General features: G+C 70.8%; 7 protein-coding genes. 3 read left to right on the forward strand and 4 right to left on the reverse strand.

The features are described 5' to 3' along the window. Positions 1–30: 30 nt before the first annotated feature. The 3 genes from BHS09_RS13715 to BHS09_RS13725 form a co-directional block, all read right to left on the reverse strand. On the reverse strand, positions 31–810 hold the full coding sequence (locus BHS09_RS13715; protein WP_237080346.1) for an alpha/beta hydrolase family protein: 780 nt from the start codon (positions 808–810) through the stop codon (positions 31–33). A gap of 59 nt (positions 811–869) precedes the next feature. Beyond that, complete coding sequence (locus tag BHS09_RS13720) at positions 870–7,133, reverse strand: type I polyketide synthase (RefSeq protein ID WP_140798083.1); 6,264 nt, start codon at positions 7,131–7,133, stop codon at positions 870–872. A 128-nt stretch (positions 7,134–7,261) separates the two neighbouring features. Continuing rightward, positions 7,262–8,839, reverse strand: a complete 1,578-nt coding sequence (locus BHS09_RS13725; RefSeq protein WP_140790326.1) for a mechanosensitive ion channel family protein — start codon at positions 8,837–8,839, stop codon at positions 7,262–7,264. Here BHS09_RS13725 and holB point away from each other — a divergent pair. The 3 genes from holB to BHS09_RS13740 are packed head-to-tail and all read left to right on the forward strand — an operon-like array spanning position 8,838 to position 11,673. Then, entirely contained in the window at positions 8,838–9,872 is a 1,035-nt protein-coding gene (gene holB / locus BHS09_RS13730; RefSeq protein ID WP_140798084.1) for a DNA polymerase III subunit delta', read from the forward strand. The genes BHS09_RS13725 and holB overlap by 2 nt on opposite strands. Continuing rightward, positions 9,869–11,203 carry a DNA polymerase III subunit delta gene (gene holA, locus BHS09_RS13735; RefSeq protein ID WP_140790329.1) on the forward strand — a complete coding sequence of 445 codons (1,335 nt, stop codon included), beginning with the start codon at positions 9,869–9,871 and terminating at the stop codon, positions 11,201–11,203. The genes holB and holA overlap by 4 nt, the downstream gene beginning before the upstream one ends. 11 nt (positions 11,204–11,214) lie before the next feature. After that, a complete protein-coding gene (locus tag BHS09_RS13740) occupies positions 11,215–11,673 on the forward strand; it encodes a hypothetical protein (protein ID WP_140790330.1) in 459 nt (152 codons plus the stop codon). 24 nt (positions 11,674–11,697) lie between these two features. On the opposite strand, the gene BHS09_RS13745 is transcribed toward BHS09_RS13740, so the two are convergent. Next, on the reverse strand, positions 11,698–12,498 hold the full coding sequence (locus BHS09_RS13745) for an NRDE family protein (RefSeq protein ID WP_140798085.1): 801 nt from the start codon (positions 12,496–12,498) through the stop codon (positions 11,698–11,700). Positions 12,499–12,529 lie beyond the last annotated feature (31 nt).

The following is a 12,529-nucleotide window of genomic DNA, read 5'->3' on the forward strand; positions in this document are numbered from 1 at the left end:
CTGCGTTGCTGCGATTCGGGTGTTCCCCGCTCACAAGCCCAGGCCCTGCCGGGCGTCGGCGAGCGCGGGGGGATGCTTCAAAAGCTCGGCGTGCCCGATACCGGGGTACGTCTTGAGGGGGACGCGAAGCCCACGGCTGACGCGCTCGCCCTGGGCGGGAGGCAGCGCGCTGTCGGCGCCTCCATGCAGCACGAGCGCGGGCGGGAGTCGCTTGGGTAGCAGCAGCGGCTGGTTGTCATACCGGTGCCGCCCGACGAGGCTGCCGATGAGCCCCGTGCGCCCCACCTTCATCGCCTGGAACGGCGCGAACAGCACCAGTCTCCGGGCGGGCGTGTCCTGCGCACGAAGCGCGTGGGCCGCCGCGAGCGCCGACATGGTTCCCATGGAGAAGCCCACGAGGTGGATGTCCTGCGCCGCGGCAGGATGCGTCTCCGTCAGCCAGCGCATGGCGCTCGCGGCGCTGTCACGGAGTGCTTCGGGGGACGGCTTGCCTGGCGAGCCGTCGAAGCCAGGGGGCGCGATGGCCGCCAGCCCGAGCCCACGGCCTTCGTCCAGCGACAGCAGGACGGACTTCGCCTCCGCGAGGTATCCCGGGGTGTTGCCGCCGAAGTACACCAGCCACCGCGTCTCACCCGCGGAGGGAGGCCGCGTCAACGCGACGAGCCTGGGCGGTGCGTCGGGTCCCGTCACCGTCCATCCATCGGAGGTCAATCTCGCCCGCTCCTCCGCCGACAGCGGCGCGCCGGTGTAGGGGAACGGGCCCGGGAGATCCGCGTCTTCTCGAGACAATCCCAGCATGAGGATTCCCATCGCCAGCACGCCAATGGTGATCAGCGGGAAGCGCTGGTTGACTCTGAATCGCGCCCCCCTCACTTCGTTCCCACCCGGCGCGCCTCGTCACGCGTGCCGCGCTGTGCGTCGTCCAAGGCCTCGCGGAGCAGCCGCCCCAGGACGTGGACGTTGGGTTCGCGCACCAGGCTGTCGTGGTCGCCCGGCACCTCGCGGATGTTCAGCGCCGGCACCAGCGGCTCCCAACCGAGGCTGGTGCCCATGTGCGCGTAGATGGCGTGAATCTCCTGCGCGCGGAACAGCGTCACGGGACCGGCGTAGGGGCTCGGGACGTAACGGCTGGCCAGGAGCTGGAAGCGCTCGGTGAGCTGGAGGTTGCGCAGCTCGATGGGCAGCGCTTCTCCCCGCTGCTCGTACCAGCGCAGCTTGAGCTGGCTCAACAGCCGGGTGCCGTCGCGCTCTACCTTGGTGCGCAGCTTCCGGCTGACGTAGCTGGCCGCGCCTTCCCGGCGCAGCTCCCGCAGGCGCTCATTGAGGGACTGGCGCCGCTCCTGGGTGGACGGATGGAAGGTGTCCAGGAACGCGACCAGCGCCACCGGCTCGCCCAGCGCGTGTAGCCGCTGCGCCATTTCGTAGGCGACCACGCCGCCGCCGGAGTAGCCGCCGAGCAGGTAGGGCCCGTGGGGCTGCACCTGACGAATGCCCTCCAGGTAGATGGACGCCATCTCCTCGATGCTGTCGGCCGGAGGCAGCTTGCCGTCCACGCCGCGCGCCTGGAGCCCGTAGAAGGGCTGCTCCTTGCCGAGCGTCTGCGCCAGCTCGCGGAAGTTGAGGACGTTGCCGCCCGCGCCGTGCACGCAGAAGAAGGGAAGGGCATTGCCGCCCTTCTGGATGGTGACCAGCGGAGACCATGCCTTCGGCGTCGCCTTGACGCCTGGGGCCTGCGCGGCCGGCGTCGCGTCACCCGGAGCGGCGTCCGGCGTGAAGGGAATCCCGGCGGCCTCCCGCACCAGCGCGGCGCACTGCTCCAGCGTGGGGGCCTCGAACAGCGTGGCGAGCGTCAGGTCCGCGCCCAGCGTCTTCTTGATGCGCGCGAACAGGCGCACCGCGATGAGCGAGTGTCCGCCCAGTTCGAAGAAGTTGTCCTTGAGCCCCACCTTCGGCGCACCGAGCAGCTGCTGCCACAGCTCCGCCAGCTTGCGCTCCACGTCGTCGCGTGGGGCATCCGCGGCCGCCACACCGGACGGCGCGCCTGCCTGGGCCGTGGCCGCGGCCGCCGCGGGCTTCGCCTCCTGCTTCGGGCGCATGCGGGCCGCGAGGGTGTGCAGGTCCATGGAGCTGACGAAGAGCGCGGGCGTGTCCTTGAGGGCCAGCGCGCGCAGGAAGGCGTCCTGACCTTCCGCCGGCTTGATGCCCAAAGGCAGCCAGCTCTCCAGCAGTGAGCCCTTCTTCTGAGGCGAGCGGCCGAAACGCCGCGCCTCGACGGACGCGACGAGGTAGCCCTCGATGGCGCAGAAGACATTCCCGTCCGTGTCGGTGAGCGTGACGTCGAGCAGCGCGCCGCGGCCTTCCTCCTGGCGCACGCGGACGTGGCTCAGCGCAACTTGGGGCCAGGGGCCCCAGACCTGGAGCTGCCGGTAGGAGACGGGCACGTGCAGCTTCCCCGGCTGCCCCGCGTCGGGGAGCAGGGAGAAGGCAAAGCCGGAGGCGATGTCCAGCAGCCCGGGCGGAATCCCGTACGTCGACAGGTCCTCTCGGTAGGCGGCGGGCAGCTCCAGACGGCCCAGGGCCTCGGACGTGCCGAAGCCCGCGCTGCGCAGCACCTTCCAGCGCGGACCGAACGCGATGAGCGCGTCCTGCGGCAGGGACTGTTCGCCCTCGCCGAAGGTCAGCGGCCGCTCACCGCAGCGGGCTTTCGCCGCGGACACGTTCAGCGCCGCGGGACGCTGGCCCGTGGCCTGGTGGAGCCGCGCGGTGGCGTGCTCCGTCCACGCGTTGCCGGCCGCGCGGCTGCGCACGCGGAAGGTGATGCCGTCGCCCTCCGGCGCCAGCCCGATCTCCACCTCCCGTACCTCGCCGTCCGGGACGTCCAGCGGCGACACCAGCGAGAGCTGCGACAGCTCCAGCGGCTCGCCAGGACGCGCCAGCGCCCAGGCGGCGCGGGCCAGCTCGACGTAGGCCGTGCCGGGGAGGACGGGGCCTCCGCCGCGCATGCGGTGCTCATCCAGCACCCAGTGGGCCTTCGCGTCGTAGATGGCGCGGAAGACGTGGTGCCCTTCGGGGGCCTCCACGCGCCGCTGGAGCAGCGGGTGGCTGACGGACTCACCGGGCGGCAGCTGCGGCGCGAGCTGCGCCGCGGCCATGCCGACCTCCTGCCAGACGCCCCAGCCCAACGCGAGCGCGCGCTTCGCGATGCCCGTGGCCTCCAGCCGCGTCGCCTGCGCCAGCAGGTACGCGTTGGCGGCGACGTAGTCCACCTGCCCCGGGGGCCCGAGCCACGCGCTCGTCGACGCGAAGCTGACGAAGAAGTCCAGGGCCGCGCCTTGCAGCGCCTCTTCCAGCGCGAGCGCCCCCATCGCCTTGGGCGCGAGCACCCGCAGGGCAGAGTCGCGTGTCTTCGCCTCCAGCGGCCCGTCCTCGAGCGTGCCCGCCGCGTGCACCACGCCATGCAAGGCGCCGAAGCGCTCCCGCACCTGGGCGATGGCCGCGCGCAGCTGGCCGGCGTCGGTGGTGTCCGCCTTGAGCAGCAGCACCTGCGCGCCAAGGCCTTCCAACGTGCGCTGAAGCTCCGCGTGTGACGTGCTGGCCGCCGACCGCGATACCAGCGCGAGCCGGGCCTTCACCTTGCGAGCGAAGAGCTCCGCGAGCGTGCGGCCGATGCCGCCCAGGCCGCCCGTGATGAGGTAGACGCCCTGGTCGCGCAGTGGCGTCGGGCCCTCGTCCAGCGCCGTCCGCTCCACCACCTGCACCAGCCGGCGTCCACCGCGCAGCGCCACCGGCGCCTCGACGTCCGGACGCAGCAGCTCGTCCGCGAGCTCCCGCGCCTGGCCCATCACGTTGACCACCAGCTGCAGGTCCACCACGCGGGCCTTGAGCTCGGGAAGCTCCTTCGGACCCACGAGCAGCGGACCGAAGCTGAGCGCCTGCTCGGGGCTCGTGGCGTGTCCTTCGGCGGGCAGGGCCTCCTGGGTCACCCGCATGTAGCGCAGGCCCGGCGGCAGCGACTCGGAGGTCAGGGACTGCATCAGCGCCAGCGGCGTGATGAAGTACCGCGACACCGAGCGTTCCCAACCCAGCGGGGCCATGTCCCGGCCGGTGACGTCCACGATGCGAGGCGGCACGCGCCCCTCGGCGCCCAGCGCATCCCAGAGCGCTTCCCAGTCCTCGCGCGCGTCGAACCGCAGGGTGAAGTGACCCTCGTCCGCGCGGCCAAAGGCATCGCCCGGCAGCACGCGCATCACCTGGGCGCCGCGCGCCGACAGCTCGCGAGCCAGCTCGCTGAGCAGCAGGTGCTGCTCGCCAACGAGGAGCCAGCGCTCGTTCTCCGCCGGTGCCTCGGGCGCCGCGCCGGCCTGCTCGCGGAAGCGCGGCACGTAGCCCCATCGCGACACGTTCTCTTCACGCACCAGCGGGCGCTCACCCTCGCGCCGCGCCATGAAGGTGCCGCTGCCCGGCTCCACCCAGTGGCGCTCACGCTCGAAGGCATATGTGGGCAGCGCCACGCGGCGCCGCTTCTGGCCATCGAAGAGCGCCGCGGCGTCCAGGTCCACGCCCGCGGCCCAGAGGCGGCCGAGCGCGAGCTGGAAGAACGCCAGGTCCGCCACGGTGTCGTTGGGGTGCCGCAGAGACGGCACCAACTGCTCGGCCTGCGGCTTCTCCACCTGGGCGCGCAGCAGCTGCGTCAGCGTCTGGCCGGGACCGACCTCCAGGTAGACGCGCGCCTTGTCCGCCAGGAGCACGCCCGCGCCCTCGGCGAAGCGCACCGGCTGACGCAGGTGCCGCACCCAGTAGTCGGGCGACGTGGCCTCCTCGGGCGTCACCCATGCCCCGGTGACGTTGGAGATCCACGGTCCGGTGGGCTTGGAGAAGCGCACCGTGCCGAGGAACTCTCGGAAGGGCGCGAGGATGGGCTCCAGCATGCGCGAGTGCGCGGCCACGCGGATGTGCAGCCGCCGCGCCTCCACCTCGCGGGCCTTGAGCTGGGCCTCCAGCGCTTCGATGGCGGCCACTTCACCGGAGACGAGGCACAGCCCCGGTGCGTTGTGCGCGCCCAGGTCCAGGCCCTCGCCCAGCAGCGGCTTCAACTCCGCCTCGGGCATCTCCACGCTGAGCATCGCGCCCGCGGGGAGCTGGTCGAAGAGGCGGCCACGGCAGGCGACGATGCCCAGCGCGTCCTTCACCGAGAACACGCCGTTGAGCTGGGCGCAGGCGTACTCGCCCATGCTGTGGCCCATGCAGGCCTGCGGCGTCAGCCCCCGCGCCTTCCACAGCGCGGCCAGCGACAGCTCCACGGACAGCAGCGCCGGCAGCGCGTAGGTGGCCTGCTCCAACTGGGCGCGGGCCTCCTTCTCGGCGCCGGCCTCCGGGAAGAGCAGGGGACGCAGCTTCAGCGACTGGTGCTGTTCGAGCAGCGACAGGCACTCATCCAGCGCGCGGCGGAACACGGGCTCCTGCTCGTAGAGGCCCTTCGCCATGCCCGGGTACTGCGCGCCGCCGCCCGGGAAGAGGAAGACGACGGAGCGGCCTTCCGCCTCAGTCTGTGCCTGGGCCGTCCGTGCGGCCTCCGGCTGCGACAGCAGGCGCACGGCCTCCTCGCGCGACGACGCCACCACGGCGCGGCGATGCGCGAAGCGGCGGCGGCCCGCGAGCAGCGTGTACGAGGCGTCACCCAGGTTCGGCGCGTCCGCTTCACCCAGCCGCGTGGCCAGCCGCTGGGCGGCGCGCTCCAGGGCGGCGGGGGTGCGCGCGGACAGCCAAAGCGTTTCGAAGGGACGCGCGGAGGACGTCTGCGGCTGCGCGGGCGCCTCCTCCAGGATGACGTGCGCGTTGGTGCCGCCCACGCCCAGCGAGTTCACCGCCGCCCGGCGCGGACGGCCCTTGGTCGCGGCCCAGTCGCGGAGCGTCGCGTTCACGCTGAAGGGCGAGCGCGCGAAGTCGATTTGAGGGTTGGGCTTCTCGAAGTGCAGCGTGGGCGCCATCTGCTTGTGGCGCAGCATCTGGACGACCTTGACGAAGCTCGCCACGCCCGCGGCCGTGTCCAGGTGGCCGATGTTCGTCTTCACCGAGCCGATGCGGCAGAACCCGCTCTTCTGCGTCTGCGTGCGGAAGGCCTGGGTGAGGGCGGTGATTTCAATCGGGTCGCCCACCGGCGTGCCGGTGCCGTGGCATTCGATGTAGTCGATGGAGTCGGCGCTGATGCCGGAGACGTTGAGCGCCTCCACGACCGCGTCCGCCTGTCCGTCCACGGACGGCGCCAGGTAGCCCACCTTGCGCGCGCCGTCGTTGTTCACCGCGCTGCCCTTCACCACCGCGTAGATGGTGTCGCCATCCGCCAGCGCATCCTCCAGGCGGCGCAGCACGACGACGCCCGCGCCGCTGCCGAAGAGCGTGCCCTGCGAACGATGGTCGAACGCGCGGCAGTGCCCGTCCGGTGAGAGGATTTCCCCCTCCTGGTACAGGTAGCCCCGGTAGTGCGGCAGCTCCAGCGTGACGCCGCCCGCCAGCGCCAGGTCGCACTCGCGCGCCAGCAAGCTCTGGCAGGCGGAGTGGATGGCGACGAGCGACGTGGAGCACGCTGTCTGCACGTTGAGGCTGGGCCCGCGCAGGTCCAGGCAGTACGACACGCGCGTGGTGAGAAAGTCCTTGTCGTTGCCCGTGTGCCGCACCAGGAACAGGCCCACCTGTTCCATCAGCTGCGGGTTGGTGAAGAGGTTGTAGGGCATGTACGCGTTCATGCCCGAGCCGCCGAACACGCCGACGGGCCCCTTGAAGCGCTCCGGCGGATGGCCGCTGTGCTCCAGCGCTTCCCAGCACACCTCCAGGAAGTGGCGGTGCTGCGGGTCCATGAGGGACGCCTCGCGCGCGCTGAAGCCGAAGAAGCCCGCGTCGAAGTCCTCCAGGCCCTCGTACACCATGCCCGACTTCACGTAGTTCGGGTCCTGGAGCAGCGCCGGGTCCACGCCCGCGCTCAAGAGCTGCGCGTCACTGAAGTGCGTGACGGACTCGACGCCGTCGCGCACGCGGCGCCAGAACGTGTCCACATCGCGCGCTCCAGGCAGTCGCGCGGCCATACCTACCACCGCGATGTCTGGAGAATCCGAAAGCCCTTCAGCGTCTTCCGTCATGACAGTAGTCCTGGAAAGTACCGCTTCCAGCAGTTCAAATCAGCACAGTATGAGGCGGGTCGAACCTGCCCCAGCTTTGGAACCGGAGTACCGAGGTCTGTCACGGCATCCCCCCCGCTGCGTTCAGCCTACTCGTGTGTGGCGTTGAGCCCGAATATCTGGCGCAGCCGTCCGAGTATACGGCCGACCTCGGCGGGAATGGCGTCGCTGCTCGTGCCGCTCGCTTCCGCCACCGCGCGCAGCTGGGTCCGCCGCTGGGCAAGCATGGAGGAGAGCTGCCGGGCCAGGCCGGGGTACTCCGCGAAGAGGCGGGCGAAGGTGGGTCGGTCTACTTCGAGGAGCAACGAGTCCTCCACCGCCACCACCGTGGCCGAACGGCGCTCTCCCGTCAGCAGGCACATCTCTCCGAAGTAGCTGCCCCGGCCCAGGCGGGTGACTTCCGACTGGGACTTCCCCGTGCGCACGCTCACCTCGCCGGAGGCGAGCACGTAGAATGTCCGCCCCTCCTCGCCCTCCTGGATGATGCGCTCGCCGGCGCCGAAGCGGCGCACCAGTGACTCCTGCCGCAGCCGGTCCAGCTCCTCCGTGTCCAGCGTCTGGAAGAGGTCCACGGCGCCCAGGAGGTTGCGGATGGTGTCCTCGGACAGCTCCGTGCGCGCCGTCTCCTGTCGCACGTGCACCGTGCGCTGGGCGTAGGGAATCTCGATGTTCTCCCGGCGCAGCCGGTACCACAGGCGAGAGTGGAGGTCCTCCTTCACCGCGTCGGACTGGCCGTACTCGGCGATGAAGAAGCGCACCATGTAGCGGATGGCGGAATCCTCGTAGGTCAGCGTGCGCGCGATGGGCGACGGCTCCGGGAGGATGAGCGGGGTTTCCCGCATCGTCTCCAGCAGCGCGTGTTTGACCTGGTTGGGCGCGGCGTCCCGAGACAGGCGGAACTCCACGTCGATGCCGACGGGGTTCAGGTCCTGGGTGAAGTTGAGGACCAGCTCCTTGGCCACCATGCTGTTGGGCAGCGTGATGACCTCGCGGCGGAAGTTCGCCAGGCGGATGGAGCGCCAGCCGATGAAGACCACGCGTCCGGTGTGTGTGCCGATGCGGATGAAGTGGCCGACCTCGAAGGGGCGGTCCAACTGGAGGGACAGGCCCGCGAAGAGGTTGCCCAGCGTCTCCTGGAGCGCCAGACCGATGACCACCGACAGCACCGCGGACGTGGCCACCAGGCCCGCCAGGTCCACGTTGAACTGGGTGCGCAGGAGCGGCAGCACCGCCAGTGGGTACAGCGTGAAGTCGATGACGTTGCGCAGGATTTTCGGTGTGCCCACCGCCGGCGCGCGCAGCCGGATCAACTTCAGCGCCAGGGCCACGCTGGCGCGGATGCCACCGAAGGTGAACATCAGCATCCAGCTGACCTGGAGCGCCTTCTGCAGGCCCTCTGGCGCCGTCGCGGGCAGGGCCCATGTGGCCAGCCGGAGGACGATGAACGCGATGAGGAGCCGGATGGCGCTCTTCAAATCCTGTCGCAGGTCGGCGTCATGGGAGGTGGCGCGCACCCCCATCAGCACGACGATGAGCAGCGCACCCACGGCCAGGGACAGATTGCTCTGAAGGAAGGGCAGCAAGGCGGGGGGAATGTCTCCCGCCATCTCCACGGGGGTCAAGGCGGCCGTTGACGCGTGCCGCGTGAGCGGGGATACACGCGCCATGACGCTCGCAACGGTACTCGGACAGCCCCGCGCGGTGGACGCCCTCCAGGCGGCCTTGCGCAGCGGCGCGGTCCACCACGCGTACCTCTTCGCCGGGCCGGAAGGGGTGGGCAAGGAGCTGGCGGCGGTCGGGCTGGCCCAGGCCCTCACGTGCCCCGAGCAGCCAGACGTGGGCTGCGGCGCCTGCGCGAGCTGCCAGCGGGTGGAAAGGGGCCTCCACCCGGACGTCACCTGGGTGATGCCAGACGATGAGCGGGTGTCCCGCGGACTGGCGGGCCGGTCCGACTTCACTGGGACACCTAGCCGGGAGCTGCGCGTGGAGCAGGTGCGCCAGCTTCAGGAGCGCATCGCCCTGCGCGGCCTGGAGTCGCGCCGCAAGGTGGCGCTCATCGTCTCCGCCCAGACGATGAACGTGCAGGCGCAAAACGCGTTCCTCAAGACGCTGGAGGAGCCGCCCTCGGACACCACCCTCATCCTGGTGGCCAGCGCCATTGACCGGCTGCTGCCCACCATCCGCAGCCGGTGCGGCAAGGTGCACTTCGGCCCGCTCCCGGTGGACATGGTGGCCCAGCGCGTGGCCGAGGCGCGCAAGCTGGACGCGGAGACGGCCAAACTCGCGGCGGTCATGGCGGGTGGCAGCCTGGGCCGGGCCATGGCGCTGGATGTGGACGCGCTGTCGCGGCGCAAGGACATCGTCACCGCCTTCGAGGCCCTGCGCGGCGAGGACGCCGTCGGCCTGCTGCGCTTCGCGGAGGCCCATGGTGGCTCGCGCGATGAGGCGGAGAGCACACTGGAGCTGCTGGCGCTGTGGACGCGTGACGTGGCGCTGGTGAAGGCAGGCCTGGAGTCGGGGCTGGCCAACCGCGACCTGGTGGAGCTGGCTCGGCAGGTCGCGGGCCGCACGTCCGACATCCTCCTGCACCGCCGGCATTCGCTGCTGGATGCGGCGCGGGCCTCCATTGCCCGGAACGGTGCGCCCCGGCTCCAACTGGAGCGGATGCTCATCGACCTGTTCACGGAGACGTCGCGATGAGCGCCAGTGACATGGATGACGTGCTGGCCAGCGTGAAGGGGGGCAAGGTCGCCCCGGTGTACCTGTTGGTGGGCGAGGAGTTCCTGGTCCGCAAGGGCGCTGACGAGTTGGTGAAGCTGCTCGTCCCCGACGCGGCCATGGGCCTCAACCTGGCCGTGTTGGACGCGGGCAGCCCGCGCGAGGTGGCGCAGGAGCTGGCCACGCTGCCGCTGTTCCCCGGCCGCAAGGTGGTGCTGGTCCGCGACCCGGAGTTCCTGGCGCCCAAGAAGGGGCGAGGGGACGCGCTGGGCAAGGCACGCGAGGCGTGGAAGGCGGGCAAGCGGAAGGAGGGCGCGCGGCGACTGTTGGCGCTGGCGGCCCGTGCTGGCTGGGGAGTGGAGCAGTTGGACCCGGGCACTCCCGGGGCGCCGTCCGTGGAGAAGTGGAAGGACGAGCTCAACGTCGAGCTGGCCGACGTGGACATCGCCTTCCTCAAGGAGGCGGCCGCCTTCTGCCGCGAGGAGCGTATCTCCGCGCCGGAGGGGGATGCCTCGGCGCTGCTGGACCTCATCCAGAAGGGCGTGCCGGCGGGCCATGCGCTGGTGCTGGCCGCGTCCGACATGGACGCCAAGAATCCGCTGGTGAAGCTGGCCCACGACAAGGGCTACGTCGTCGAGCGGAAGGTGGCGGCGCGTCACAAGGATCTGGACTTGACGGACATCGCCAAGGAGTTCCTGGCGCCCTTCAAGAAGAAGCTGGGCCCCGGTGCGCTGGACGAACTCAAGGAGCGCATTGGCGGGAACATCCGCCTGCTCCAGTCCGAGCTGGAGAAGCTGGCCACGTATTCGGAAGGGCCCGCCATTGAGCGGGCGGACGTGGCCGCGCTGGTCCACCACGCGCGCGAGGAGGAGTTCTTCGAGCTGTCCGAGGCGCTCCAGAAGCGCGACTTCGGCGGGGCGCTGTCCTACGCGAATGACGCCATGGGGCAGGGGACGCACGCGTTGCAGTTGCTGGGCGCGGTCGCCTCCATCGTCCGGGGCCTGCTGGAGAGCCATGAGTGGCTGTGGCGCTATGCGGGAGGCAATCCGCCTCGCACCGCGAAGGACGTGGAGGCGCGCGTCTTCCCCCGGCTGGAAGCGGAGCTGAAGGGCAGCAAGCGGAAGATGCCCAACGCGTGGGCGCTCACGTTCAGCATGAAGGCCGCGGCGGGCTATGAGCGGCGGGAGTTGCTGGGCGCGCTGGTGGCCTGCGCCGAGGCGGACCTGGCGCTGAAGTCGTCGGCGAACGGCCGGCTGGTCATCGAGCGGCTGCTGGCCACGGTGTGTGTGCGCCAGCACGGCGCGGGTTATTAGAGGAGGCGCATATGGCGGACAAGCGTCGTTTCGACCTCTTCGCGGACTTCCTGGTGGAGCGCTTCAACGCGCCGCGCGTCTTCGACGTGGCGGGCGGGCAGGGAAAGCTCAACGAGGCGCTGACGAAGCGAGGCCGCGCCGTCACCACCTTCGACCTGCGGCACAAGCATCTGCCCGTCACCTACGCCCAGCGCATCTTCACCCTGGAGGAGCCGTGTGAGGCGGAGCTGGTGGTGGGCATGCACCCGGATGGCGCCACCCGCATCATCATCCAGTACGCGGCGGCGCACCGGCTGCCCTTCGCCGTGGTGCCGTGCTGCTCGGACAACGGCATGCCCTACAACCCGTGGATGCGGCACCTGGCCGAGCTGGCTCGCGAGTCGGGCTTCACCTCCGTGGAGGAGGTGAAGCTCTCCATGGACGGGCGGGCCCGCGTCATCGTGGGCGAGCATGGCGCCGCTGCGCCTTGAAGGCGCCGGAGTCCCCGCCGCCTGTCACTCGGTGGGCCCGGTCAGCAGGCCCGTGACGTCCTTCCACGGCCCCTGACACGGTGCTGTGTCCGAGGCGAGGTAGTGCCCGACGCGCCCCGGCGCCAGCGCCACCACGGCGGACGAGCGTGTCCCGTAGAGCGGCGTATGGATGCAGAGCGCCTGGAGCCGTTGCAGGAAGTCGCGGGGCAGGTCCTCGCCCGCGCCTGGGGGCGGAATCAGCTCCTCGGCGGGAAGGGTCGGGTCGGACAGCACTGCCTTCAAGCCCGCCTCCAGCTCCGGCCAGGGCTTCTTCGCCACCTCGGTCGTCAGCAGCCGGGCCCGTTCCACCTTGGGCAACTCGGGGGCGTTCAGCACGTCATTGGGCAGGACATGCACCCCCGGGGGGACGTCCTCCCGCCGCAGCTGCCGGTCCGTCCTCCGGGCGTAGGCCACGCGCAGCCGCTGGGCGTCCCCATAGAGGAGGTTGAAGGGCATGAATTCATCGCCCGGCAGGGTATCCAGATACCGGTCCACGGCCTCCACGCTGCCGGCCTGGAGGGCCTTGAGCACCACCTCGCCCCTTGAGCGGGGAGCCGGGCCCTGGCCTCGCTCGCCCCGCTGGTTCGTCAGGCCGACGAACAATCCGCCGTGGGTTACACCCATCCACGTCCCACCGCGCTCCTCATCCCGGCCGCCCACGGCGAGCGGGGACTCCAGAAGAACTTGGGGGCCAGTAGCAGGGCGGGCGTAGAACTCGTCCCGATTGGCCGCGAGCACCAGCGGCCATTCGGGGTGGACGTGGCGCAGGATGATGATGGTGCACATGCGTATCCGGTCGATAACATCTCCGGCTCCG

Origin of the sequence: Myxococcus xanthus (assembly GCF_006402735.1) — a bacterium.
Taxonomy (GTDB): domain Bacteria; phylum Myxococcota; class Myxococcia; order Myxococcales; family Myxococcaceae; genus Myxococcus; species Myxococcus xanthus_A.